Genomic DNA, 25,953 nt, shown 5'->3' with positions numbered 1-25,953 from the left:
TGTTGCTGATGCGTGTGTTTGCGATGCTCCATTACGTCGTGATTATTTTAATCTTATGCCCCATTTCTTTTGCTTCTTCAAAGCACACATCAAATATTTCGCATTCAAGGTTTTCTTGTATTTTTGCTTTGTGATAACCTCGTTTTTTTAATCGTACTTGTAGCTTTTTCAAGCTTGTTTTGGTGACCACGCAGATATCTACATGTTTTGGGCTGACATAATGCGCAAGATGGGAATCTATTATCAATGAAATCCCTTTCTTTCTCGCTTCTTTGATGATTTGGACAAGGACTTTGCTGAGCTTTTTTATATCGATAATCGCTGCTTTTCGCTTTTTATCATAGCCTTCTTTCAACTTATTATGTTTGATGACATCATTGACATCGATGTACACTGCGCGCTGCTTTTCCGCGATCTTCTTTGCAGTCGTTGTCTTGCCTGTTCCTGGTGTTCCTGTGACTATAGTTATAGTTGTTTTCTTTGTTTTTGTTTGTTTTCCTTTTTTTATCTTCTTCATTGATACACCTTTTGGAAGACTTCTATGAAAATGTTTTGTGGCACTTGAATTCCCGCATTGACAAAGGCATTCGCTAACTGTGTTGCCGCTTGTCTTTGCTCTTCTGTCTTTTTGCTGAGCTGGATGTTGAGAAGTTCTTTTAAAGTGAACGAGTTCATATAGCCATCGTTTATTTTGAGCGTTACTTCTTTCTTGCCACTGGTGATTTTGAGTTTTTCTGGATCTCCCACTATTTTTCCGTTTTGCAAGAGCCATTTTTTTTGGATGAGTGGGTCTTTGGTAAACCCTTGCTGCGAAAGTGTCCACTCCATCAATGCTTGGATGATCGCTTTTAGATCCGCGTTTTCTATGTTCTTGTTTTCTTCTTTGCAAAATGTTTCAAATACTGTATTGTTGGTTTTATTCAGGATGTATACTTTGCCTAAATATTGAACAACTTTTTGCCTCGCTGTTTTGTCTTTCCAGACACTTTTGACTAAATAGGCGTACTCCAATCCTTTGATCTTCTTTATTCGAATGAACATAGTGCCTAGTTTGGAAGAAGAAGTATTTAATTGTTTATCTCTTTTTGTCTATTGTTTGTAATGCACCTACTGCAAAGAGTGTTGTAAGCACTTCATGACCTTGTTGCCAATATGTTTTCTGATTGTGAACTGGCTCCCATGACCACAATCCATTATTTAGTCTTGTTCTGAGAAGATACTCCTTTGCTTGCTCTGCTGTTTTTCTTACTCCTCTTTCTGCTGCTGCTGTTCCTATCCATGCTGCTTCCAACGTATTTCTTATTGTTGCCTGTTCTAGAAACTTATCAAGAGACGCTTCTGCATTTCTTTCTAAGAATGTTTGGTCATATGCATTTATTTCTGCTGCTCTCGCTGCAAAATATGCTCTCCCATAAGGATAATATGTTGTTGCTTCTGGCATATTTGCTATATTCATTATTTGTTTATTGAGTGTTTGTTGAAGATGATATCCTATGTCATCACGCAGTCCTGCTCTTGCATAAAATAACGCAACCGCGCTTGTCACGACAGGATCTGGCACTTCACTCAACATGAAATCTCCAAACCACGTTCTTATTCCTTCTGGATGCAGCAGTTCTCTAAATTGTTCTTTATTCTTTGTTGGAATCATTTTTGCTGGAATAGAAAGCCCTGCTTGTTCCGCTAATGCGAAAACAACAAGAGGAAGCGCAGTCGTATCTGCATCTGGAGGAAATGGAGGAAGCCCTGGCACAGAACGAGGCGCGTTATATCTCCAACGACAATATCCTTCTTCAGTTTCTATGACTGTTTCTTCAAAATAAGGAAAACATCGTTGAAGAGAGGTTGTATCTTTCGTTATTTTATACAACTCAAGCGCAACAAGCGCTGTATCAAACACAGTATCTCTTTGTTCAACAATACCTTCACTACTTCTTCCCTCTATGAAGAACTTTCCAGTAAAGGAAGCGCCAATTTCTCTTACTGTTTCTTCAATAGTCTTCTCTGTCATTTTCTTCACGAAGGCGTTGTTATCATATATTCAATCATTCTTTCTAATTGCGTTCCTTCTCTTATGCTTCGTATGTTTTGTAGAGTTCTCTGTTTTCTTCTCATTACCTCTTCCCTGACACAATCTATACCCCAACGATAGACTGAGGTCTGTCTCTCTACATCTAAACCCACTGGTTTTCCTGTAATTTCTGGAGCAGAAACATCGCGCAAATCATCAAAGAGCTGATACGCAACCGCGATATCTTCTCCTACTGCTCTTAAAAGAGCTTTCTCTCCTTGATCACCGCGTAAAAGAACTGCTGGAAGCTGAAACGCAACTTCCATAAGCTTATTCTTTTTTCGCATTGATTCCCAAAGCGCGGCATCTGTTTTTTCTTCTTGCAAATCTATTTCCTGCCCAACATACAAATCTCGCAATGTTTCATAAAGAAGTTTTTCAACATCTCTCTCTTGTCTGTGTTCTCTTGCATTTTCTGCGATAAGATATCTTCCTTCATTTTCAAGCGCAACCGCCGCAAGAATTGCTACATCTTGTCCATACTGTACCCATGTTGCTGGCTTTGCCTTTCTTTGTTCTGCATTATCCATACAGGGAAGATCATCAAAAATCAATGAGGCATGATGAATACATTCTAAACCAACAACACCCCTAAGAAAATTATCTTGTCGACCACCAAGCATTTCATACACTTCAAGAGCAAGAACACTTCTGTATCTATGTCCTTCTGGATATATTGTGTAGAGCGCCGCTTGTTCATGTTTTCTTGAGGAAGAAAAGAATTGAGATAAATATTTCTCGATACCCTGATTTATTTTTCTTTTCTGACTTTCTATATACCTTCCTATCTCTTCCATTATAGGAAGGAGTCTGTTTTGCTTTAAAAAATTGATTTATTTCTTTCTGTATCTTGCGATAATAAAATCTGCAACGAGATAAGAAATAATCGAAACCATAACTACTACTAAGAATAACCACACAAGGTTTTGTTCTGTTGCAATCGTTTGTGTAGATGCTGCTAGTGTATCTTGCGCTAAAGAAGTTGATTCAAATGCAACACTGTCTACAGCCTGTTCTGCTGATTGCTTTAATGCAAACGTACTTTCTTCTGCAATTACTTGCATACTTGGTGCTGTTGTATAATATTGGAACGCTGTTGCCATGGCTCCCACAAGAATACTTACTGGCAGGATTTTCTTGAGTTTTTGGATAATGGATTCTGTTGGCTGCTCTTGCGCAATAATGACTAACTTATTTGCCAACGCATAATGCTTGATTTCTTTTCCTTTCTTGGAATAATGATACTCATCTGCTTTGATCAGCTTTGCTTGTTCTAAGTTGGTGAGATTATAATGAATTGTTGATAATGGGAGGCTAAGCTCTTTCGCCAAATCTGTCGCGGTGTATTCTTTTTTTCCAAGAAGTTCAAGAATCCTTCTTGCTGTTTTGTTGCCGATGAGTTCTCCGAGCTTTTTAGACTTTTCATCGGACAGATTGACTAAGAGGAAGGAATTTTCTGGCATATTGTGAAGATGCTTTATGTTGCATATATAGTTTGCGATAGGTGCGAATGGGATTGGAGTTAAAGAGAAAAGAAGAAAAAATAATTTACCTCATTCATTCAAAAGTTTATTCTGTACTGGACTGTACTTGAAGCAGCACCTTTTGCTGTTGTCGCAAGATGGAGTTCCATCCACTGCTTTCCTTTCTCTGCAAGATCATAGCGCAGAAGCGCGCCATACGCTGTTGATTCTGAAGAGAGCAGATTTCCTTCTACATCCAGACCAACACGAAGCTGTGGTGTCGCTTGATAGCCAACCGTCATGCCAGTAACGACAGCATTTAGATTTATGTTTCCAGCGTAGGAGAAAGTTATTGGAACCTGTGCTCTTGCGTCCAAAGTCCATTTTCCTGTTTCTTCAGTCACATAGACTGTTGGCACTCCTGTTGCTGCTTCTGTACTTATCGCACCTTGCACCATTGGAAGAATACTTAACGTATTTCCATTTTGTGGTATTTCTAGCCTATATCCTACACCAAATCCTGGCGCATCTATTGTTCCATCTGTCTCTCCTAATGCAAGAACAGTCACAAGCCCGTCATCTCTGATATATTTTGGCACAACTGTGATGCCCACATTCTCTCCTAATCTGAGATTTGTCTGTATCTGCCAATCTTTATCTGGCGGCAAATTTGCACCATCATAAAAATCTGCATATGCTGGTGTTGCTGTTAACGCTGTTGCGACTATCGCTGCTATTCCTATTTTTGTCATTGTTTTCACCTTACTAATTTTTGCGCTTCTGTTATGACATACGTTGCAATCTGTTCTGCTAATGAACGATAGATATCACGCTTATCGTAATTATCTCTCTTATCCATAACTGCTTCTCTTCCTGAAACAAAGCGGATATCCAATTCAACATTATACACAGGAAATCTTTCTTCCAACATTGCTGCAATGTCTGGCGCAAACTGCGTCTTTGGACGATCTTCCCTAAATGGAAACCTATTAGTATCAATAGTTTCATCTCGACCTTTTGTGAGCGCATATCTTTCTCCATCTTTTTCCACTATGCGCGTTTTTCCTTCATTGTCAAGACGGTCATTCTCAAAAACAGAAACAGAATACCATTTTGTTGTTGCAGGATTTGTGGAGTATAATGGTTGCGATGCCCTATCTGTCAGTGTGCACTCTGCTGTAACATAAAGAGGGATGGTGCGTCTCACCATTTTATTATCCCATCCTTTTCCTTCAACATACGTTGAATTCTCCACATCAAAACTGTATGGAAATCTCTTGGTCACATATTCTACTTTGATTTTTTTTCTCTGTATCGGTACTGTTGTCATTACTGTTTCTGTCATCTTTTCACCTTTTTGTCATCGGGTTTACTTAACCACTTACAAGTAACAATGAGCATACTTGTATTTAAGTATTAGCGGTGGTACTTACCACCTCAATAAACAAATTTTATAAAGAACAAACTAAAACCAACAAGCATGTACGAGAAAACACTGATGCAAATTGGGTTGAGTTTAAACGAAGCACGCGTCTATGAAGCGCTTATGCAGCTTGGTGAAGTGAATGTCAACACTATTTCCATCAAATCAAAAGTACATCGAAGAAATGTGTATGATTCCTTAAACAAATTGATTGAAAAAGGACTTGTTGCACAGTATGTTTTGAAGGAAGAGCGGCACTTTCGCGCAACTGATCCTGACAGATTACAGACATTGCTTTTTGAAAAAGAGGACAACCTTAAAAAAATACTTCCTGATATGAAATCGAAGTTTCAGCGATTAAAACAAGAAGAACAAGCATACATTTATCGTGGAGTTCAAGGTTTCAAAAATTACATGCAAGATATTCTTGATGTTGGAGAAGATTTCTATTGCATCGGCGCAAAAGGAGGGTGGTTTGATCCAAGACTTGAAGTATTTCGGATTCGTTTTTATAGAGAATTGACTAAGAAAAAAATACATTGCTACCATCTCTTTGATTCGGAAATGCGAGCGCATGTTGGCAAAGAAATAGTGAGCCCTGTTGGGGTTCATCTTCATGAAGCGAGATTTCTCCCTAAAGAATGTTCGACAAACGCTGCTATTGATTTTTTTGGCGACAGGATTGTGACATTTACTGGCTTGTCTGTCAACAAACTAGACGATGACATGGTACAATTTGTTTTGATTAGCAGAGAACTTTGTGAGGCATATAAGAAATGGTTTTGGCTGATGTGGAAAGGGAGTACAGCTTATAAGAAGTAGTGTTACAAAAACAACTGCTGATAATTCTGATATAACGCATTCTCTACTTCCTTTAACTCGAGCTTCTTTATCTTCGCGATCATTTTGTAGGTTTCGACCACATTTGCGGGCTCATTCTTTGCATCTTTTACAGGCGCGAGAAATGGACTATCTGTTTCGCCAAAGAGTTGTGTAATTGGCATGAATTTGATGAGCTCTTGAAAGTGATCTGATCGTACACAGTTTGTTGGAATACTGCAATACCATTTATTGTCTCTGATCTTCTGCCACAATACTTTCTTTCCTGAAAAACAATGCATAATCACTTTCTTTGCGTTGTGCTTTTCTAATAATGCTATCACTTCTGCCTCCGCTTTTCTTGAATGGATAATTAATGGTTTGTCTATTTCTTTGCTCAACTCTACAATTCTTTCAAAAATTTCAAACTGCTTTCTTGTTTTGTGCTCTGACTTCTGATCAATTCCTACTTCGCCTATCGCAATAATTTGATCTTTGTGTTTTCTTATGAACGTGATTTCTTCTTCTACATCGAAGTTCATTGTTTCTTCTTTGTAATGACCTGCTCTCACATCATCCATCATTGCTTCCCACGGATAGATTCCTAATGCTGCTTTTACTTGGGAATATTTTTTTGCGAGCATGAGCGCATGCCTATTTGTTTCTTTGTTTAATCCATTTGCTATGATAAGTTTAACGCCATTGTGTTCTGCATTCTTTATTGCTTGCGCTGTTTGCTCTTCTGTATAGAAATATGGATCAAGATGCGCGTGGACGTCGATGTACATGGTTATTCCTCAAAGTTTGTTTATTTCTTCTTTTATCTTATTTAATACTGGTTGAAAACAAGCATCAATAATAGACATTGCATCTTTTGCTTCTTCTATACTTGGAATATATCCTTGGTAATTTACTTTATGTCTCAGATTTTTTAAGTTTAAAATGACTTGAACAGGTCTTTTTGTATCAACTTTCAATGTAAACAACTCATTAATCATTTCCACATGATGATCTTGTCCTGACGCTTCTTTCCCATGAATCAAAAGAAGCGCATCTCCAAGCATTCTAAATGACTCATAAACATTTCTTACAATTGTTGATGCTGATTCTTTTGTTGGCTCTATTGTTTTTGTAAATTTTATCTCTGTTTCTGCAGCAGTCACCATGCTTTGCGCTTTGAATTTATCTGGCGTTCGCTTTCTAATCATGGCTTTACCTCAAGGAATCCTTTCAATACTATACCATTTGCAATATTCGCAAAAAGATTTATGTCCACTTTCTTTCGTGAAAAGATATGAAAGTTTACGTTTATATATTTTCTATATCCTAATTCTGTAATTCTTGCTTTACTTATACTAAGCTCATTTTCTTCAGGAATTTCAACAGCAATATCTAAATCACTTGTTTTTATATCATCACCTTTTCTGTAGCTTCCAAATAGAATTATTGCTTTTGCGCTTGGAACATATTGTTCTACCCAATCAAAAATTCCGGATTCATAGATTAATCGCAAATTAAATGGAATTTTCCTCTTTGTAAACCAATGGTGCTGTTGGTTTGCTTTGATTCTCCAGAGTTTACCTAATGTCGCGAGCGTTAAAAATCCATCGTCCACAAACTGAGATACAACAATGTTTGCAGAAGTTTTTGCAATTCCCAGCGCTTCTGCAATGTCATTTAATGAAAATTCTTCCTCAGGAAATGCAAAAAACCATTCTTGAATCTTATCATACGCTCGCTCGAACTCATTTATACTTACTCCATCAAGAGTTACTTCTTCAACAGATGTACTTTTTTTCTGTACCATAATTACTGGTAACGTAGGTTACTATTTAAACTTTTTGGTTACCAAGTGGTTTTGAAGGTTACCATTTCCTTTTTCAATTCTGTATAACCTATATTCATTTGGCGCTACTGATTTTTCCATCAACAGTACTTCTTTTTTTGAAACCATACTAAAACTGAACTGCAGTTGCAAGACCGAGCGTTGCATACGCTTCTGTTTTAGAATCAAAGGAAATCAAAGAAAGCTTTATGAAATATTTTTACTATTTTTGGAAGGAACCATGGTAAAAGTTACACAGTTATGGTTATCTTATTCTTATTTTCTGGAGTTATGGTCACTTCAACTCCTTTTTTTAATCTCATAAACTCAATAATCTTTTTTGGTAAACGTATATCTAATGTTTTTCCAGCTTGCCCTACTTTTGTTTTTGCCTGCAAACCCCACAATCCTTTCTGCTTTGCGATAGCTGTTATAGCTCTTGATGTTTCTTCACTAAATATTGTTTCATTACAAATTTCACAGACCAATGCAGGAAATTTTCCAAGTAAAATACCATGTAATTTGTATTCTACAGCTTTCTTTATCATCTCTTTTCCGCATTCCCAACATGTTGTTTCATCGCCCATTTTCTCACCGGTCTTTGGTTGTAAAAACTGTTTTTATTCTGTAGATCTCTCCTCTTTTTTTATACGCAACACTAAAATAAGTATATGTTGCCAGATATCCTTCTGTCTGTCTCGAAATTGATCCTCTTTCTATTGCAGTTTTAATCTGCTCTTCATCTATTCCCTCGCTGTCCATCTTTTCTTTTGCATGAAGGGTTATTTGGAGTATCATCGCTTCTCGATAATTACTAGTAATTACCGGTATATAAATGTTATGAAGCTTGATGCGGTTTTTAGAAATAGCGCTGTGATTTTGAGAGCACTATTAGTTTTTGAAAAATTTACGTGGTTTTGAATGTTACCACTAACATTTGTTTTTTTAAAATGGATACAACCGTAACTCATACTCTTTATAGATCAGAAAAACGTCAAGAGTTGTTATTTTTTCCGAGAAGAGTGTTAACAATTCATCAATCATTTTTCTGAGTTCTTCGTTATTCTCCACAAGAACCTCTGCAGAACCATCATAACACCCAATCATCGTTGTTGCAAAAATACTTTTTTTACTACTTCTAAAAAACTCTATAATCTTTTTTAGAACAGAAAGATCATTCAACTGAAATGTGACGTGATAGTGCTGCACATGAAGTTTCTCGTAATTTATCGCAACATGAGAGGAAATAAGGAGCTTCTCTTTTATAGCTTTTCTGAGATGATATTGCGCAACCTGCGGTGAAATTTGAAGGCTTTTTGCAATATCCAATAATTGTGCCCTCGCATTTTTTGAAAGCTCACGAAGAACATTCCATGTTATTTCATCCACCACGTACTTTTCTTTTTTTGTTTGAACTGCATACATTGTCTCGTCTTTACTTTCTATCAAAAACTGCAGAGGAAAACGATATATGGTATCGACGATAAGCACTTGTTTTTCTCTGATTTCTATTCCACAGACTTTATTTAAGGCTTCCATGAAAAACAAGAGCTCTTTGTTCTCTTCTGCAAAGAAAAAGAGTTGCACATCATATTTTCCTTCTAATAAGAGAACCTGCGACATCTTTGGATATGACGCACAAAAATCAAGAATTTCTTTTCTTCTTTCCGGAGGCATCTCTTTGAACTTAATAAATATCTTGAAGAAGAACCTGTGAAGTTTTGACGTATCAAGCAGAGGATAAAAGCCCTTAATAACATTTGCCTGAAGAAGACGCTTTATCCGAAAATTTACTGTTTCTTTTGCAACAGAGAGTTGTTTTCCTATTTCTGACGCGCTTTGGCGGGCATCACTATCAAGCAACGTGATTATCTTTTTGTCTAAAATATCCATTTTTAACACATAATACAATTTTCTATTAATATTTTTTGATTTTAAGTAATTTTTGTCTCGAAAGCTTAATATAGTACAAACAATTAAGTAACTACTAAAAAGAAGTAACTAAAGAAGGTGATTGATGATGATAGAAAACACATCGTATATGGAATATTTGAATTACATCGATGGGAGAGAAACAACAAATGGTTGGATTTATGTGGCACTTTTTGTTGTGCTGCTTATCCTCATTTTGTAAAAAGGTGAGAAAAATGGTACGAGTTATTGACAGAAATGGTTCTGAAGCAGAAAATATGTGGGCTGCTGTTATGGAATGGACGTACGCTTTAGAAAATGAAGGACGCAAAATGCCTCCTCGACCACTTACATATAGTGAGAGGAAACGGCATACGGAGTTCGCTGTAGAACTCTTTTCTCATCGTTATTCTAGAGATGATAGATATATAACATCGTTAGCCGAGAGTTATAGCCCTGACGCCCATGGTCATTATACCCTTGGAGCTTTTGGTATTTCTGACTTTGTGCGCAGCTTGAAACAAGCAGCTCTCGTCAAATATCCTATGCCCCCTAACATAAGTAGTTGGGGGGAATTAAAAGAACAGAGGACTGAGCAGTTTAGAAGATATCTTTACAACGAGAGAGGTGTTGGAGCATCATTTGAAAATGAAAATTTTGAACTTGCCAAATTATCTCCGCTTGAACAGCGCGCTTTAGACGCAGTGTTTGGATCTTTTGAATCAAATGAACGAATCTATACTGGAATCTGTCCAGGATGCTGCCCTTTTAGGGTCAGCGTAGTAAAATCGATGGACTCACTCGATGGAGTGGGTATTAATTATGGAATAGGTGGTTTTTTTCCATACCTCTTTGAAGATCCCTTGCAAGCATATAAAGATTTCAATGGCCCTCTTTCTGTTTATGCTAACGGAGTAGAGAAGGTTGTTCTTTTTGGCTAGCTACCTATACGCCTTGAAATTCTGCATGGTCATCTTCACTGCTTTGACTTTTTCTCGATTGTGGAAGAGAAGAATTGCAGCTGTTGCAAGCAATGCAAGAACTGCTGCATAGACAAACGGCGCTGTTGGACTCACATACTTCCAGAGTAACCCACCAATCATATTCGCAGGGAAAATAGTGAGACCTACAAGCATGTGATACACACCAAACGCTGTTCCTGAATCTTTCTCTGTGGAAAGATCCGCGACTACTGCTCTCGCAACCCCATCCGTAAGACCAATAAAAACTCCATACATCGCGAATAAAATCCAAAGCGTAGAGTCATTCGCAAAAAAACCAAACCCAAGACTTGTTACTGCAAATAATAGGAATCCTGCTGCAAGGACAGTATTTCTGCCAAAATGATCAGAGATTTTTCCCGCAGGATACGCACTAAACGCATAGAAAATATTGTAGACGAGGTAAAGGATTGGAATCAATTTGATTGCGAAACCGACATTTTGCGCTCGCAAAATGAAAAAAGCATAGCTGAAACTTGCTGCGTTGAAGAGTAGCATGATCATATAAAATTTTTTGAGATCCCTGTTCAATCTTTTCCATACTTTGAAGAGGTTGAATGGTTTTTGTTTTTTTGTTTCTGCTTTTGTTTCGACATCATGGACAAACAAGAAAAGTAATACAACTGCAAGCGCTGCGGGAATAAAAGAAATCCAAAACACTGTTCGGAAACTTGCTTCTGATTCTCCCAAATAGAAGAGTAATGCTGTAACAATAAGAACGCCAACAACTGCGCCAACACTGTCCATTGTTCTATGCAGGCCAAAATATTTTCCTCGCTCAGAATCTTTTACTGACGCCGCAATCAACGCGTCTCTCGGCGTTGTTCTAATTCCTTTCCCAATTCTGTCCAAAATTCTTACGATGAGGACATGCGGCCATATTGTTGCTAATGCAAGAAATGGTTTTGACAGCGCTGAAGAACTGTATCCGATAATAGTTAAGAGTTTTTTATGCTTAAAGCGATCGCTGACAATGCCTGCAATCAATTTTAGGAATGCAGATAGTCCTTCTGCTATTCCTTCAATAAATCCAATGATGGCCATATTTGCTTTGAGCACAACAGTGAGAAATAACGGAATTATAGGAGGAATTATAGGAAATAACATTTCTGAACTAATATCTGTCAATAGACTGACTATTCCTAACCATATGACGTTTTTTGCATCTGTTTTTTTCTTTTGCATACATTGTTTTCTGATTGATTTGATATAAATAAGTATGGATTTCCCCTTGCTTTGTCTTATCCTGAAACTATTTCCTTTCGCCTTGATTCGCCTTATTGCTTTTGAATCTCTCTGTTTATTTTATAAAAATAGATGAATTGTATGTGTGGACTTTTCTGACTGATTGTTTGTGCAGTTGGTACGTGTTTGCAAAAAAAACAAAGAGATATAAGCTCTGAAGATAAAGAAATAGCATGGCAAATCGTGTTTATATCAAACTTCGATCAGGAGAGAGCATTTCTTCTAAGAGAACTTCAGTTACGGACACCAAAACGAAAAGTGAGCGGTCGAAGAAATATTACAATCTCAAAAAGAAACAATAGCAATACCTTAATAAATTCTAAAGATACTACATATTCTATGAAAGGAACATTTGTCATGATTGATGGTGTTGATGGCTGCGGCAAAGGGACTGTGACGACTGCACTTCGACGCTATGAAGAAAAAAAGGGAAAACGCGTTCTTGACCTGCGCGAATACTGGCAAGAACACAATACTATTCCTGAACTCGAAGAAATTAAAGAATATGACGTGATTATCAGCAATGAGCCGACGTTTGTGTATGTGGGTAAAGCAATTCGTGAAGAAATTATCCGCAAAAACGAGAAACGAAAATATTCAGGAATATCCACTGCACACGCGTTTAGTTTAGATCGCGAGATTTTATACAAACGCCTTCTTGTCCCTGCAATGGAAGCAGGCAAAATTATTTTCCAAGAACGAGGGGTTATTTCTTCTCTTGTTTATCAACCAGTACAACTCGAACAAATTACCTTAATGGATTTGATGAAACTCCCTGGCAACGCATTTGCCATCAAACACGCTCCTTCGCTTCTTCTCATCATTGACATTGATTCTGATGTCGCTATCAAACGCCTGAAGGAACGGAAAAAACAGGACAACGCTATTTTTGAAGAAGTTTTGTTTTTACGAAAAATCGCGTCGCGCTACAAAAGTGAGTGGATTCAGAAAGTGTTTGAAAAAGGAGGAACAAAAATTGTGTATATTGATACCAATCCTCCCGCGACTGTTGAGGACACTGAACGAAAAGTTATTGATATCTGGGAGAAATACAATAATGAGAGCACACTCGTGAAACATATTTGATGTTCCTTATCTCTTCTTTTGGCTTTGTATCCATTTCTCTTTACACCATGAAAGTGTTGCGGTGGAGAGCAGGAAACCGATGACTGGAACAATCGCATTCAGAAATGGGTTTGGTGCTTCTATTAAGAATAGAAATATCACGATTATGATGTAGGTCATTGCACCTATTACCATCTTTCTTGTCGTTGAAGTTTCCCATGCTTTGTCTACTTCAACTCGCTGATTTCTTTGTTTGATTGCTTCGAGATCTGCTTTCATGATTGCTTCTTTATCTCGCTTGTTTATATTCTTTTTCTTACTTAGCTTTTACGATTAGAATATTTCTTAATAATAGATTGCGTTGTCAGTAGTGATCGTTGCTGGTATGTGTTTTGTGGTCATGGTGTGAATGAGAAGTTACTAGACTGCAGATTGGAGTGATGAGAAGATCAAAGAAAAAAATAAGTTAAAAAGAAAAGTAAATTATTTCGCTCCTGTACTTCCAAAGCCACCTGCTCCACGATCTGTTTCTGTCAACGCTTCCACTTCTTCCAAATGCATAAATTCTACTTTGTTTAAAACCATCTGCGCAATACGTTCTCCTCGTTTTATCTCAAACGCTTCTTTGCCATGGTTAATGAGCACAACACCCATCTCTCCACGGTACTGATGATCAATTGTTCCTGGCGTGTTTACGACAGAAACTCCATGTTTTAATGCTAATCCACTTCTTGGACGAACCTGCACTTCAAATCCGTAGGGCACTGCAATCTTTAATCCTGTTGGAATTAATTTTCTTTCTCCTGGCTGAAGCGTGTATTCTGCTGCACTATACAAATCCATTCCCGCATCGCCAAGATGCGCATATTTTGGTGTTGGCAATTCTTTGTCTGTTTTTACAATTTCTATTCTCATTGTTATTCCCCCTTTCCCTCTTTGTTTCCTTTCTCGATCGTCTGCACAAAATCCATAATGGGCTGCATTTTTTCTTCCAACACGTTTCCTGTTGCTGCATCCACACGAATATTTATCATCTTGAAGGTCATTGTGATGAGTGTCATATTATATGTTGGAATGTTGTTGATAGTTTGTAAGACAATTATTTTTTTGGAAACTAGGTCTCCTGGATATTTCTGCTTTTGGAGCGCTTCTGCTTTTTGTTCTGCATCTTTCATGGAAATCTTTACATTATGCATGTCTAAAGGCGCAATCTTTTTTTCTTGTCTGAAAATTTCTTTGTCCTCTGTTTTTGTGATCTCTTCTGCTTTGACAAATGTTGCAATGACATCCTTTTTCTCATCATAATAGCCCACTTGTACTTCTTTTTCATTCATACAAAAAAAATGAACGAGGTATCCCTGCTGCTCTTTTTTCCAGTTTTGGAAAAGATGAGATGCTTCAATTTCCTTTTGCACTTGTTTGAGATCAATCATCAAAAATGTAAAACGCACCCAAGTTATAAAGTTAATCACTGTACCTTGAAAATGAAAAGTTTAAATAGAAGCCAAGCTTAGAGGGACAGAGAGATTTAAAAAGAGGTGCTCTTCATGGTAACATACAAAGAAAAAGCAGATGAAAAAAATAGATTTAAAGGAACTTCTGGAAACAAGAATCTTGCAAACGCTGTTTCTGAGAAGTCAACGGACTTTAGCGCACGAACTATTCGCAACAGAGGAAAACGGGGCGGTCCTTAAACACAACAATCTTTATATAGAATGAATATATTCTCATTCTCAGCGTGCTATGCGCAACAAATTAGATAGGTGAAAGTATGTACGGAAATGATGAAAGTAGAGGAAGAAGTAGTTATGGCGGCGGCTTTGGAAACAGACCACGCAGCCCAATGGGTGGAGGAGCATCATTCGCACCAGTGAAAGTTGGTGAAGAAATGGATGTTACCATCGAAGCAGTTGGAGAAAAAGGAGACGGTATCTGCAAGAAAAAAGGATTCGTACTTTTTGTTCCAAACACAAAACAAGGCGATACTGTTCGTATCAGAGTAACTAAAGTCTTACGAAAAGTAGGATTTGCTGAAGTTATCGGAGAAGCACAAGGCACTCCTGAACCATCTTCAGAACAACCTGCTGAAGCTGCTCCACAAGAGGAAGAAGTTCCTCAGGGAGAAGAAAGCGAAGATTTCGGCGACGAACAACAACAAGAAGAACAGCAATAAGTTTGTTCTTTTTTTCTTTATTTTTTTACTTATTTCTTATAAAATTCTGTAAACATTTATAAACCAAACCTTATTTCAGTTATTCATTACCCACAGAGAAGATAAGCATACTTAGTATGGACTTTTCTGGCACTTCAGGGTGAGAATATGAAGTAATAGGAAATATTTCTTATTACTTTACCAAAAACAAACGTGAGGAGAATATTATGGCAGAAGAAAACATGCTTGTGGATTCCAAGGCATACTTGAAATCAGGAATTCACATCGGAACAAAATTCAGAACAAAACAAATGGCTGGTTTTATTTACAAAACACGACCAGATGGATTAAGCGTTTTGAACCTTGAAAAAATTAATGATCGCTTGCGCGTTGTCGCAAACCTTCTCGCGCAATACGCACCAGAAGACATTCTTATCATTAGTAGACGAGAAAACGGCTGGCGCGCAGTCAAACTCTTCGGGAAAGCGACTGGAGCAAAATTCTTCGCAGGGAGATACCCACCAGGAATCTTAACCAACCCAAACCTTGAAACATTCATGGAAACAAAAGTTATTTTGGTTACAGACGCATGGCCTGACAGAAACGCTGTTCTTGACGCACTCAAAGTAGGTATTCCTGTCATTGCATTGTGTGATACAAACAACCAAATTAATGGGATTGACCTTGTTTTACCATGCAATAACAAAGGAAAGAAAAGCCTTGGCTTAGTCTTTTATGTTCTTGCAAAAGAATACTTGAAAGCACGCAATGTTATTCAAGCAGACGATCAAATGCCTATCAGCATTGATGAATTTACGGCGGAATAATCTTGTTTTTTCTTTTTTTATTTTCTTCTTCCCTCACTCGCCTTCCCGTTATTTAGAATCTCTATGTATTATTCACTAATAAATAAAGAGATGAATTGTGTCAATTCTTTCGCCAATTGGAAGCGAGATCAAGTACGACACTCACTCCGTTCGGTCGTACGCTCAAATAATCCCCTTATTTGCTTTGCTGGTGCGTGTTTTAACTAGTTTAGCTATTTTTAGTACTTCTTGTTTTACCCCATATTCCCTGCTTCTTCAAACTCTTTTTTGTCTTTTAATTCAGGAAATCTTGCCGCAATCTCCTCAGAAACACTCTTTTTTTGCGGCAAATTGTGTGGAGTTCCGATTTTCTTCGGCTCTTCAAACGCAGTGAAACCATTTTCTGTAATTTCGAAAACAACGGATCTCTGCTCTGGCAACGAACGATGCTTGATCACTGTCGCTTTTCGGACTGTTTTGTATTTCTCAATCTCCAGCAAACATTTCGCGCCATACTTGAGAATATCCCCGCCAACCATACGCACTTTATCCCGCTCTTCAAAATCCGCATACACTTGACTTGTGACAAGAACAGGAATGGTGTATTTTCGCGCGATGCTGCTCAGATAGTATAACTGAAGTCCGAGATCCGCGTTAATCGCTTTGACTCCTTCATGCTTTGCGATTTCCACTCTGTATAATGAAGAAACACTATCCACAATAATGAGCCCTATTTTTTCATTGACTACTTCCCGCAAACGGGCAATTGTTTTTGTCTGATCTCCAAACGTCATTGGCTTAAGGAGAAATATTTTCTCCAGATACTGTTCTTTTGCTTCACTTTGCAACAATTGCTGAAAGCGAACAGTGGAAAAACCTCCTTCTGTATCCACAAAAATTACTTTTTTTCCTGCTCGAATCGTAGCTATTGCCGCCAAAAGACAGATTGTTGTTTTGCCTGTTCCAGCAGGACCATACAGCGCAGTGAGCACGCCGCCTTCATAGCCTGAAAGAAGCGCATCAAAGACCGGCGTTCCTGTCGGAAAAAGAACATCTTCCATGGTGTCAGTAGTGGCTGGAGCGTTTAAATACTTTGTTATGTACTTATCCGATATTCTCGGTAAAAAACTGAAAATATTCGCTGTTATTTCCTCAATCCCTAAAACTGTTCGCAGTGTTGGCATGAAAACCACCTCTGCTTTTTGTAGAACGTTGTTTTTCATTTAAGTATCGGTCGCTTTTCCGAAAGGTCTTCGGATAGTCCGAAAGATTTTCGGAAAACGCGAATAGATTTCGGTATTTTTGTTTTTTCGCATGTTTTTTTCGGTTTATCCGAAAGGGGAGACTGGTATAGCTGACGAACGAAATGATTATCATTTTTTATGGTGATTTCGTGTGTCAGCTAATAAGCGAACGAACATATGAAATTATTGATACGAAAATTTGGTTCGTTCGCTATAAAAGCTTATAAATCTGAACAACTCGAACATATTCATGAGAAAAGATCACGCATATATTTTGCTCATCTGCCTCTTCGCAGTCACACTGACTATCAGACTTTATTTTGCGTTCAGCAGCCCGTATTTCAGCGATGACGAATCATACTTTCATCTACGGCATGTTGAAGCAATACAAGAAAACATTCTTCCTTTATTTTATGATCCTCTTAGTTTTTCTGGAAGACTTTTTATTTTCTCTCCTTTATTTCATTACATCTTTGCACTGCTCACTTCTTTTGGATCGACCTGGTACATTACAAAAATTATTCCCAATGTTTTCGCGACATCGCTTGTCGTGATCATCTTTGTTCTTGTTGAAGAGATCACCCACAACAAACAGATCGCGCTTTTCAGCGCATCAATTTCCGCATTTATTCCTGTTTATTTTGTCGAAACCGTGAACTCCCTCTCCCCACGATCTTTGCTTATTCCTCTTTCTTTCTTATTCTTATTTTGCTTTTACAAAATACAGGAAAAGAAATACGCAACGCTTTCAACTGTGCTTCTCTGCATCCTTATTCTTCTTGATCCTTCTGTCTTTCTCCTTATCTTCGGCCTTCTCGCATACCTTCTTCTTGAACTCATCTATGGGATAACTCCAAAAACAGAAGAGAAAGAACTTATTCTCTTTTCCTTGCTTCTCTCCTGCTGGTATTATTTACTTCTCTACAAACGCTCTCTTCTTGAACATGGCGCTGGCATTCTCTGGCAAAATATTCCTCCACAACTAGTGGACAAATATTATTATGATTTTACTATTATCTCCTCTATCTCTCACATTGGGATTATTCCGCTTATTTTTGGTCTTCTTGTGGTGTATTATATTCTCTTTAAAGACCCTTCTAGAAATAAATTTGCAACCTCGCTGGATGTTGCTATTTTCACTGAACAGCGGAAAAAAATACTTCCTGTTGTTGGCATTGCCATCGTCACCTCTGTACTCCTTATTTTCAAAATCGTTGAATGGACCATAGGACTCATGTACCTTTCCATTCTCCTCGTTCTTCTCTCCGGCTATGGCTATATGCTTTTCCACATGTATATCCAGAAAACAAAAGTCCGTGGCTGGAGTCATCTTCTCTTTAGTATTGTGTTCCTCTTCTTTATCATCAGCTCTGTTTATCCTACTGTCCTCTATACTATGGAAAAAGTGAGTTTGACCATTACTCCAAAAGAGATTGTCTTCCTCAGTTTTCTTCCTGAAATAACGCTTCCTGATGTTGTTGTTCTTAGCCTTGTTGATGATGGACATTATATTGAGTATTTTGGAGAACGAAGAACCGTTGTTGACTCAAACTTCCTTCAAATTAAAGATGCAAGACAACGTCTTCGCGATATTGACACGCTCTTCACAACACAGTCAAAGACTGTCGCCACAAAAATTATGAACAAATATAACGCGACATATATTTACATCTCCCCTACTGCAAAAAAACTCTATGATATTGAATTTCTTCCTTATGAAGACAATGATTGCTTCCGACTGGTTTATACAGGAGAAGTCCGTTTGTATGAAAGTACCTGTGAAGAAAAAGAACATTTTGAACCAATGAAAGATAAAGCCAAAGACATAAATAAGCGAACATAAAAGTCTTTGGCTGAATAGTTGAGGACATTAATAATGTTCAAAAAAATGTGTCCTCAACTATAAAAGTATGAAGGTGTAATTCATGACCACAACATCCCGTTTTATTCCAAAAGAAACATCGTATAGCTTTGTCCTTTTCTTTCTTTTCTCTTTTCTCACACTCAGCATTATACCCCTTTACAGAGTTCAACATTTTGAAAGCTGGCCACCAGGAGACCTTGTTTACTCTCACATGCGCATAGGTCAATATATTCTCAGTAATGGATTTCCAAAACAAAACCCTTCTTTACTTCTTGATGTTCCGTTTCACTTTGATCCATTTGACCTCGCCATTGGTCTGTTTGGAACTCTTTTTTCTTATAAAATCGCCGCGCTTTTTCTTCCCGCGCTTCTTGGGTTCCTAACTCTCTTTTTTCTCTACAAACTTTTGGGACTCTTTTTTTCACACCCTAAACAACACCTTCTTGCAGGACTTTTTTGCCTCACCAACCCCGTTTTCCTCACCCTCTTTACAGAAGCGACAAACCTTACTTTTATCACCTTTTGCCTTGCAGCAGGAAGTTACTTTTTTATTCAAAAGGACAGATCACAATATATTGCCCCCCTTTTCTTTGGCATGATTCTCTTTTATGGATCTGCACATATTCTTCTCACTATCCTTCTCATCTTCTCTCTCGGAAAATTGGTGTCCAAAACCAAATATAGCAATTTACTCTCTGTTTTTTTCCTGATCAGCCTGATCGTGCAATTCTTTTTCAGCTCTCTGAAACTTCAAATCCTTTTTCCAGCGCTCATTACTCTTTTTCAACAGCTCTTTTCTGATTTTGGAGGAAAATTTGGCATGAGTGTGTTTGCTTTATTCATTAGCGCCTTTGGGATTTATGCTTTTTGGACTGAAAGAAAGACACGAATTCCTCTTTCCTCTTTCTTCTTTATTCTCACTGCTTTATTTTTTACTTTATTTTCTGCTGCTTATTATTCATTATATCTCATTCTTCCTCTCAGCTTTTTCGCAACGACTGGTTTCTTTTCTCTGCTTCGCAGACCATGGAAAATGGAAAATCTCCGAAGTCTTACTGTTTTCCTTATTGTCCTGGGAATTATCTTCTCCGCAACAAGCACTATCAGCAGAACCGCATCCCTCGATCCCAATCCTGAAATGATGGACGCACTTCTCTGGCTCAAAGAAAACAGCTACGAAAACGCAATTATTCTTACCTCAGAAAAATACGCAAATATGGTCTCTTCTACGACAGAGAGGCGAGTTATTTATGATAAACTTGCCGCTGCCGCACCTGAGAATGAATTGATTGTAGAAGAAGTGCAACGGCTCTTTCACACTCGAGACATTGATGAAGCACTTTCTCTCTTTGAACATTATCAGATAGATTATGTCGTTGTTTTTTCAGATATGAGCTCAGGCCTCGTTTGGGGCTCTACTGAAGAAGGACTTCTTTTTGTCCTTCAAAATGGGAAAAACTTTAAAAAGGTTTTCGAGAACAATAATGTTGCAATATGGAGTGTTCAGTACTGACTCCTCATTGCGGATTTTTGATACTCATGAACATTGCTACAACGATTCTCCTTTGGTCAACATATTTTCTTTCTTTATATTTCGCAGTCTTCTGGCTTCTTGTATTTTTGATAACCCGCGACGATAAAATAGAAAAGAAACTTACCGAGACGCCTTTTGTCACGATTACCATTCCCGCCTACAATGAGCAGGATTCTCTCGCAGGAACTGTTCGTTCTGTGCTTGCACTTCAGTATCCAAAAGAAAAGTATGAACTTTTGATTGTTGATGATGGTTCTGTTGATAAGACTGCTTCCATTGCAAAGCAGCTTATCGAGGAAAATTCATCCTTTACCATTCGCCTTATTTCCCAACAAAACCAAGGAAAAGGCGCAGGCCTCAACAACGCGCTCCGCCAGGCAAAAGGAACATATTTTGTTTGCCTTGACGCTGATTCGTTTGTCGCGCCAGACGCGCTCCAAAAAATGCTTCCACACTTTACTCATGATCGTGTTGCTGCTGTGCTTCCCGCGCTCAAAGTCCACAATCCAAAAAATACACTTGAGAAACTGCAGTGGTATGAATACATCATTAACATGTTTTACAAAGAACTTATGGGAAAACTCAACTGTGTTCACGTCACGCCTGGACCGTTTAGCGTCTATCGCACTGAAACACTCCGTGAAATCGGCTACTTTGATGAAAACAACATCACTGAAGATTTAGAAATTGCGTTGCGCCTTCAATTCCATAACTATAAGATCGTTCAACTTATGGATCCTGAAGTATTAACCATTGGACCATCGACGGTGAAAGAACTTTACACGCAACGCAATCGCTGGTTTAAAGGAGCAACGCTCAATGTTCTTAAATACAGAAAAATGCTTTTCAACAAACAATACGGAGATTTTGGATTTATTCAGATGCCCACTGTGCTTTGCTCTGGAGTAATTGCTCTTATTCTCTTCTGCACTGCTCTTTATTACGGGCTTAAACCGTATATCCAGAATATCTATTATCTCACCTTTGTGCACTTTGATTTTCTTCCCTTTTTGACGCACTTTCAGTTTAATTTTAGTATTATGGATCTGAACTTTATCACGATCTTTGTCGCGACGACCATGCTTCTTATTACCCTTTATATCATGCGAAAATCTGAAGTGCGCACGAATGAGCGACTTCTTCGCTATGGGATTTTAACGATAACCATATATATGCTCTTTTACTTCTTATTTTTAGGGGCAGTGTGGGTTGGTGTTTTCTACGACATCATCAGACGAAAGAAACAACAGTGGTAACATGGAAAAACGACACATCAGCAAAGAAATCTATATCATCGCACTTATCGCGACAACGGGTATTTTTGTGTTAGGACTTCTTTTAGGTCTTGTCATGGAAAACGCGCGAACCCAATATGTGGAGAATAGATATGTGGAACAGGAACTGGATTTTCGCTCTTCACAATTGCAATATGAATATCTGAATCTTCTTGAACAAAAAGAAAACTGTCCTGCAATTTATGAAACACTTTACACCAATCTTGAAGATTTAGAAAAGACACGCGTTCGCATAGAAACCTACGGCGATGACGCAACGCTCGCAAAAGATGATTTTGAACTTCTTGAACGCGAATATTTCCTTGCTGAAGTACGTTACTGGCTTCTTGCAAACAGAGCAAAAGAAATATGCGATCATGACATTGTGACCCTCCTCAGCTTTTCCTCTGATGAAGAAGAATGTCCTACCTGCGATGAACAAAGCTTTGTTCTCAGCTACATGAAAAAAGAACTTGGAGAGAAACTCCTTATCTTCTCTTTTAACGTGAAAACCGTTGACGAGCCAATGATTGCAATTCTCAAGACTGCGTACAACATTACCACATATCCTAGTATTGTTGTCAATGATGAGCTTTATGTGGCACTCCATGATGTCAATGTCCTTATGCCTGCTGTGTGTCAGGAATATGAAGAAACTCCAGAAGCGTGCGCTCAATGGCTCTCCAACAGTACAACGCAATGATTCGTGAGAAGAAATACTTGTTTCTCTTTTCTTTACTTCTCCTCTTTTTTCTCGGACTTCATGTCTTTTTTCTTTTTATGAGACATCATGATATTCACTGGGATGAAGCAGTCTACATCAGCATGGGCAAATATCTTTATTCTTTAGGCACAGAAGGATTGTTTGAATCCATACGACCGCTTGGTTTGCCTCTTGTGTTAGGATTATTTTGGAAGCTTGGTCTTGGAACGGTGTTTGTTTATCAAACAGTCATATTTCTTTTTTCTCTTGGAGTTCTCTTTTTAGTTTATCTTCTTGGAAAAGAGCTCTTTTCTGAAGAAAGCGCATTTTTTGCTTGCCTTGCGCTTGTTCTTAGCCCTTTGTTTTTTCAAAGCAGCGTCAGCATTATGACTGAAATTCCTGCTACCTTCTTTATCTTACTCAGCATTTACCTTCTTGTTCGAGGGAAGCATACATTTTTTGTGGGCATCATGGCAAGCTTTGCCTTCTTGTTTAAATTTCCCGCTGGACTTCTTGTTCCTGCACTTCTGTTTGTTTCTGTTCTTGAATATGTTGGGCACTGGAAGAAACTTTTTTTCCAGTGCGCTTCTTTTATGTTTGGTGTTTTTTTAATTCAACTTCCTTTTTTTATATTTAACTACTTCATGTATAGAGCGCACAGCGCAACAGTGTTTGACGCTGTATTCCGACCATTATTGCTTGCAGAGGGGCACGCTTCCAACGCTGTGCATGCTGTTTCTGCTGTCTGGCAAAATATTTTTTATTATATGTTTGAAATTATTCAAAATAATCCTTTGCTGCTTCTTGGTTTTTTGGGATGCATTTCCCTTTTCTTCTCGAAAAGTGATAAGAATAAGCAGCTTGTTCTTTTTGTTCCTTTGTTTGTCTTCTTTATTTATTTTACCAGCATTGTCAACAAACAACTTCGCTTCGCTGTTTTGTTTCTGCCTCTCCTTGCGCTGTTCGCTGGACACCTTTTACAACAACTTCTTGCCTTAGTTTCCCAAGGAAAAATTGTACGCAAACTTCTCTTTTGTCTGATCATCTTTTATCCGCTCTTTACATTTTCTCTGCTTCCTACCTTTACGCTTGCATATCGATTTTATCCTGAAGAAGTACTTCTTATTGAGCAGGACTATTATAGCTATTTTTCTCAGCATTCTTTTCAAGGCGACATTCTTACTACTGAACCGTATTTTAGTGCTTACACTGATGGCATTCTTGCGTATCCTTATTATAATAACCTCACTGATGCTCTAGAGATTTATGAGAAGTATAAAGATGACGCGTCATATGTTGTCTTTACGTCTGACTTTTATCCCTGCACAGATTCAGCTTGTTTCGAGCAGATTTCTTTACTTCATGAAGAAATTGCGGCAACGCATACTCTTGTTTATTCTAAAGAATGGAATGGCGTAGAACGAGAAATTTTTGTAAAATGAAAGCAGTTTATTTATTACTTGAATAATGACCTGAAATAGTAGAGAACATGATGATAATTAATTTTTGACGCCCCTGCTTCTCGCAATCCAAAATCATATTTCAACTGGTATACTTTCGTATTTTTTGGAAGATATTTGAGTGTGTCAAAAAGCACTTTGTATCCCGCAAGCTCGTATTTGTCATAATTCTTTGCAATGACTTCTTTGAATATTTTTGTTTGGACTCCAAAGAAACCTGAGACTATATCTTCACAATAGACTCCGCGAATCATTAAGCGCAGATGCCCGAGTGTAATTGCAAGCTTGGACATCAGCCTTCTATGCACCGGCCAATCATTCAATACTTGCTCTCGCGTTCCGACAACTAAGCCACAATGCTGCAGCTTTTCTGCTATTTCTCCAATTTTTTCATACGGATGCTGCATGTCCCCATCCATGATAATCGCATACTGTGTTTTTGCTGCCTGAATTCCTTCTATAACACTGATGCACAATCCATGAATTGGTTTTTCGCTTCTGTCTATGAGTTGCGCTCCTGCTTTTTTCGCGACTGTTTGGGTGTTGTCCTTAGACCCATCATCAACGACAATTATTGTTATTCCTTTGTATGTTTTTTTGAGGAGCGTGATCAATTTTTCAATGTTTTTTTCCTCATTTAGTGTGGGAATAACGATCGTCACATCTTTGTACTCTTGTTTTTGCTCCATAAAATTAATGAAAAAAAGATAGATATATAAACATTGTCGTCTTTGAAAATAACAGTTCAGCGGTGTGTAGCAGTATGAAGATAACATACCCCCAATTTCGCTCCACACTGTTGTTCTTTTTTTATTGTTCTTATTCGCTCTGTTGGCTTTGAATTACTTCTATTCTTTTGTTATTTTTTATATTTCCATAAAGGATGAATTGTGGTGTAGGACTTTTCTAAGCGATTCTTCTGTTATGTTGGTGCGCGCGTACTGATAGAGAATAGAAATAGCGATAAGGAAAAGTATATATTGTTCCATTATAGTCTTTCATTATGGCAACTATCTTCATTATTCATGGCTCTTTTGGGAATCCCGACGAGAATTGGTATACTTGGCTTAAGAAAGAGCTCGAGAAAAAAGGTCACACTGTTTTTGTTCTGCCATTTCCCACACCTGACGGACAAAGTCTCGAAAATTGGCGCGCAGTGTTTCTGCCCTATGAACTTGAAATTACTCAAGAGACTGTTGTGATTGGTCATAGCATTGGTGCTGCGTTTCTCCTTCGTTTTCTTGAGCAATCTGATGTCAAGATTCATGCCGCATTCTTTGTTTCTGGATTTTCTTCTCTGCTTCATAATGAGTTTGACGCAGTGAATAGAACGTTTTTAGATCATCCATTTTTGTGGGATCGCATTCGAGAGAATTGTTGTAGATTTGTTGTTTTTCATGGAGACAATGATCCATATGTTCCTGTTTCTTACGCAAAAGAACTTGCTGCTTCACTTGGAACGACACCCTTGATTATTCCTGATGCAGGGCACTTTAATGAAAAAAGTGGATATAAGCAGTTTCCTTTATTGCTTGAAAAAGTTTTAGAGGTTTTGAAAAAATGAAATTGATTCTTGTAAGGCATGGGGAGACTGTTGAGAATGCGACTGGCATTTGTCAGGGACAATCTTATGGAACACTCAGCGAAAAAGGAAAAGAACAGGCACGCAAAGTAGGATTAAGACTTAAGAGTGAAAAAATTGATACCGCATATGTCAGTGATTTAGAAAGAACAAAAGATACTGCAAAAGAAATTCTCAAATATCATCCTCATGTTCCTGTAATTTATACTAAAGATCTACGAGAAAGAAGTTGGGGTGTTTTTGAGGGGAGACCAAGAGAAGAAAGACGCCTCTATTCCCAAGATAATAAGATTTCTCTTCATGATATGCATCCTGAAAATGGAGAGTCGTACCACGATGTTCTCCAAAGGATGCTTCGTTTTTATACTTCTCTTCTTAGAGCCTATCCCATTAGATTGACCTCCATGTAATTATTCCACATGCGAGATGCAATAATCCTATGTAAGCATCTGGTCTTTTAGACCAACGAATCAATAACCCTCTAAATCGGTTGAACCAACTATGTGTACGT

At 37.9% G+C, this 25,953-nt stretch carries 32 protein-coding genes; 13 read left to right on the top strand and 19 right to left on the bottom strand.

All coding sequences use genetic code 11. The features are described from left to right. Positions 1-31: 31 nt before the first annotated feature. From HZC31_03385 to HZC31_03355, 7 genes are all read right to left on the bottom strand, one after another. The gene (locus tag HZC31_03385) at positions 32-517 is read right to left on the bottom strand and encodes an AAA family ATPase (GenBank protein ID MBI5002401.1); all 486 of its coding nucleotides are present in this window, start codon (positions 515-517) and stop codon (positions 32-34) included. Continuing rightward, positions 514-1,041, bottom strand: coding sequence for a hypothetical protein (locus HZC31_03380; protein MBI5002400.1), 528 nt, complete (start codon positions 1,039-1,041; stop codon positions 514-516). Before HZC31_03380 ends, HZC31_03385 begins: the two co-directional genes overlap by 4 nt. Before the next feature lie 34 nt (positions 1,042-1,075). Further along, positions 1,076-2,011 carry a hypothetical protein gene (locus tag HZC31_03375; GenBank protein ID MBI5002399.1) on the bottom strand — a complete coding sequence of 312 codons (936 nt, stop codon included), beginning with the start codon at positions 2,009-2,011 and terminating at the stop codon, positions 1,076-1,078. Positions 2,012-2,016: 5 nt separating this feature from the next. Then, the gene (locus HZC31_03370; protein ID MBI5002398.1) at positions 2,017-2,868 is read right to left on the bottom strand and encodes a polyprenyl synthetase family protein; all 852 of its coding nucleotides are present in this window, start codon (positions 2,866-2,868) and stop codon (positions 2,017-2,019) included. A gap of 36 nt (positions 2,869-2,904) precedes the next feature. Further along, positions 2,905-3,534, bottom strand: coding sequence for a winged helix-turn-helix transcriptional regulator (locus tag HZC31_03365; GenBank protein ID MBI5002397.1), 630 nt, complete (start codon positions 3,532-3,534; stop codon positions 2,905-2,907). A 98-nt stretch (positions 3,535-3,632) separates the two neighbouring features. Further along, complete coding sequence (locus tag HZC31_03360) at positions 3,633-4,286, bottom strand: hypothetical protein (protein MBI5002396.1); 654 nt, start codon at positions 4,284-4,286, stop codon at positions 3,633-3,635. A 5-nt stretch (positions 4,287-4,291) separates the two neighbouring features. Next, positions 4,292-4,879, bottom strand: coding sequence for a hypothetical protein (locus HZC31_03355; protein ID MBI5002395.1), 588 nt, complete (start codon positions 4,877-4,879; stop codon positions 4,292-4,294). A gap of 135 nt (positions 4,880-5,014) precedes the next feature. Here HZC31_03355 and HZC31_03350 point away from each other — a divergent pair, with 135 nt between their 5' ends. Next, a complete protein-coding gene (locus HZC31_03350; protein ID MBI5002394.1) occupies positions 5,015-5,779 on the top strand; it encodes a helix-turn-helix domain-containing protein in 765 nt (254 codons plus the stop codon). Between the two features lie 2 nt (positions 5,780-5,781). Here HZC31_03350 and HZC31_03345 read toward each other — a convergent pair whose 3' ends face one another. The 6 genes from HZC31_03345 to HZC31_03320 all read right to left on the bottom strand — a co-directional run bounded on the left by HZC31_03345 (position 5,782) and on the right by HZC31_03320 (position 9,494). Continuing rightward, positions 5,782-6,564 (bottom strand): TatD family hydrolase, encoded by a 783-nt coding sequence (locus HZC31_03345; GenBank protein MBI5002393.1) that lies wholly within the window; start codon positions 6,562-6,564, stop codon positions 5,782-5,784. A 9-nt stretch (positions 6,565-6,573) separates the two neighbouring features. Next, a complete protein-coding gene (locus HZC31_03340) occupies positions 6,574-6,984 on the bottom strand; it encodes a hypothetical protein (protein ID MBI5002392.1) in 411 nt (136 codons plus the stop codon). Continuing rightward, positions 6,981-7,583 carry a nucleotidyltransferase domain-containing protein gene (locus tag HZC31_03335; protein MBI5002391.1) on the bottom strand — a complete coding sequence of 201 codons (603 nt, stop codon included), beginning with the start codon at positions 7,581-7,583 and terminating at the stop codon, positions 6,981-6,983. The genes HZC31_03340 and HZC31_03335 overlap by 4 nt, the downstream gene beginning before the upstream one ends. Before the next feature lie 269 nt (positions 7,584-7,852). After that, complete coding sequence (locus HZC31_03330) at positions 7,853-8,188, bottom strand: YgiT-type zinc finger protein (protein MBI5002390.1); 336 nt, start codon at positions 8,186-8,188, stop codon at positions 7,853-7,855. 4 nt (positions 8,189-8,192) lie between these two features. After that, positions 8,193-8,399 (bottom strand): DUF4258 domain-containing protein, encoded by a 207-nt coding sequence (locus HZC31_03325; GenBank protein ID MBI5002389.1) that lies wholly within the window; start codon positions 8,397-8,399, stop codon positions 8,193-8,195. A gap of 147 nt (positions 8,400-8,546) precedes the next feature. After that, the gene (locus HZC31_03320) at positions 8,547-9,494 is read right to left on the bottom strand and encodes an Lrp/AsnC family transcriptional regulator (protein ID MBI5002388.1); all 948 of its coding nucleotides are present in this window, start codon (positions 9,492-9,494) and stop codon (positions 8,547-8,549) included. Between the two features lie 254 nt (positions 9,495-9,748). On the opposite strand from HZC31_03320, the gene HZC31_03315 reads away from it, so the two are divergent. Next, a complete protein-coding gene (locus HZC31_03315) occupies positions 9,749-10,453 on the top strand; it encodes a hypothetical protein (protein MBI5002387.1) in 705 nt (234 codons plus the stop codon). Here HZC31_03315 and HZC31_03310 read toward each other — a convergent pair whose 3' ends face one another. Further along, complete coding sequence (locus HZC31_03310) at positions 10,454-11,698, bottom strand: MFS transporter (protein ID MBI5002386.1); 1,245 nt, start codon at positions 11,696-11,698, stop codon at positions 10,454-10,456. Between the two features lie 399 nt (positions 11,699-12,097). Here HZC31_03310 and HZC31_03305 point away from each other — a divergent pair, with 399 nt between their 5' ends. Further along, positions 12,098-12,844, top strand: coding sequence for a deoxynucleoside kinase (locus tag HZC31_03305; GenBank protein MBI5002385.1), 747 nt, complete (start codon positions 12,098-12,100; stop codon positions 12,842-12,844). A gap of 6 nt (positions 12,845-12,850) precedes the next feature. Here the strand turns inward: HZC31_03305 and HZC31_03300 are convergent, their stop codons facing one another. The 3 genes from HZC31_03300 to HZC31_03290 all read right to left on the bottom strand — a co-directional run bounded on the left by HZC31_03300 (position 12,851) and on the right by HZC31_03290 (position 14,256). Beyond that, positions 12,851-13,102, bottom strand: coding sequence for a hypothetical protein (locus HZC31_03300; GenBank protein ID MBI5002384.1), 252 nt, complete (start codon positions 13,100-13,102; stop codon positions 12,851-12,853). Positions 13,103-13,306: 204 nt separating this feature from the next. Continuing rightward, positions 13,307-13,738: a dUTP diphosphatase gene (dut, locus tag HZC31_03295; protein MBI5002383.1), complete on the bottom strand. Its 432-nt coding sequence runs from the start codon at positions 13,736-13,738 to the stop codon at positions 13,307-13,309. A 2-nt stretch (positions 13,739-13,740) separates the two neighbouring features. Continuing rightward, a complete protein-coding gene (locus HZC31_03290; GenBank protein ID MBI5002382.1) occupies positions 13,741-14,256 on the bottom strand; it encodes a hypothetical protein in 516 nt (171 codons plus the stop codon). 114 nt (positions 14,257-14,370) lie between these two features. Here HZC31_03290 and HZC31_03285 point away from each other — a divergent pair, with 114 nt between their 5' ends. From HZC31_03285 to HZC31_03275, 3 genes are all read left to right on the top strand, one after another. Next, positions 14,371-14,517, top strand: a complete 147-nt coding sequence (locus HZC31_03285; protein MBI5002381.1) for a hypothetical protein — start codon at positions 14,371-14,373, stop codon at positions 14,515-14,517. 149 nt (positions 14,518-14,666) lie between these two features. Beyond that, the gene (locus tag HZC31_03280; protein ID MBI5002380.1) at positions 14,667-14,996 is read left to right on the top strand and encodes a TRAM domain-containing protein; all 330 of its coding nucleotides are present in this window, start codon (positions 14,667-14,669) and stop codon (positions 14,994-14,996) included. 206 nt (positions 14,997-15,202) lie between these two features. Next, a complete protein-coding gene (locus tag HZC31_03275) occupies positions 15,203-15,802 on the top strand; it encodes a 30S ribosomal protein S2 (protein ID MBI5002379.1) in 600 nt (199 codons plus the stop codon). Between the two features lie 233 nt (positions 15,803-16,035). Here HZC31_03275 and radB read toward each other — a convergent pair whose 3' ends face one another. Continuing rightward, complete coding sequence (gene radB / locus HZC31_03270) at positions 16,036-16,965, bottom strand: DNA repair and recombination protein RadB (GenBank protein MBI5002378.1); 930 nt, start codon at positions 16,963-16,965, stop codon at positions 16,036-16,038. A gap of 310 nt (positions 16,966-17,275) precedes the next feature. Here radB and HZC31_03265 point away from each other — a divergent pair, with 310 nt between their 5' ends. From HZC31_03265 to HZC31_03245, 5 genes are all read left to right on the top strand, one after another. Then, a complete protein-coding gene (locus tag HZC31_03265) occupies positions 17,276-18,868 on the top strand; it encodes a hypothetical protein (protein ID MBI5002377.1) in 1,593 nt (530 codons plus the stop codon). 82 nt (positions 18,869-18,950) lie between these two features. Next, complete coding sequence (locus HZC31_03260) at positions 18,951-20,402, top strand: hypothetical protein (GenBank protein MBI5002376.1); 1,452 nt, start codon at positions 18,951-18,953, stop codon at positions 20,400-20,402. Continuing rightward, positions 20,384-21,679: a glycosyltransferase gene (locus HZC31_03255; protein MBI5002375.1), complete on the top strand. Its 1,296-nt coding sequence runs from the start codon at positions 20,384-20,386 to the stop codon at positions 21,677-21,679. Before HZC31_03260 ends, HZC31_03255 begins: the two co-directional genes overlap by 19 nt. A 1-nt stretch (position 21,680) precedes the next feature. Continuing rightward, positions 21,681-22,400 carry a hypothetical protein gene (locus HZC31_03250; protein MBI5002374.1) on the top strand — a complete coding sequence of 240 codons (720 nt, stop codon included), beginning with the start codon at positions 21,681-21,683 and terminating at the stop codon, positions 22,398-22,400. Next, complete coding sequence (locus HZC31_03245; protein ID MBI5002373.1) at positions 22,373-23,842, top strand: glycosyltransferase family 39 protein; 1,470 nt, start codon at positions 22,373-22,375, stop codon at positions 23,840-23,842. The genes HZC31_03250 and HZC31_03245 overlap by 28 nt, the downstream gene beginning before the upstream one ends. Positions 23,843-23,856: 14 nt before the next feature. Here the strand turns inward: HZC31_03245 and HZC31_03240 are convergent, their stop codons facing one another. Beyond that, positions 23,857-24,549, bottom strand: a complete 693-nt coding sequence (locus HZC31_03240; protein ID MBI5002372.1) for a glycosyltransferase — start codon at positions 24,547-24,549, stop codon at positions 23,857-23,859. Positions 24,550-24,863: 314 nt separating this feature from the next. On the opposite strand from HZC31_03240, the gene HZC31_03235 reads away from it, so the two are divergent. Then, positions 24,864-25,424: a serine hydrolase family protein gene (locus HZC31_03235; protein MBI5002371.1), complete on the top strand. Its 561-nt coding sequence runs from the start codon at positions 24,864-24,866 to the stop codon at positions 25,422-25,424. Then, a complete protein-coding gene (locus tag HZC31_03230; GenBank protein ID MBI5002370.1) occupies positions 25,421-25,852 on the top strand; it encodes a histidine phosphatase family protein in 432 nt (143 codons plus the stop codon). The genes HZC31_03235 and HZC31_03230 overlap by 4 nt, the downstream gene beginning before the upstream one ends. The last annotated feature ends 101 nt before the right edge of the window (positions 25,853-25,953 follow it).

The organism is Candidatus Woesearchaeota archaeon (genome assembly GCA_016214075.1).
Taxonomy (GTDB): Archaea; Nanobdellota; Nanobdellia; order Woesearchaeales; family DSVV01; genus JACRPI01.
This window is presented reverse-complemented; position numbering and strand designations above follow the sequence as displayed.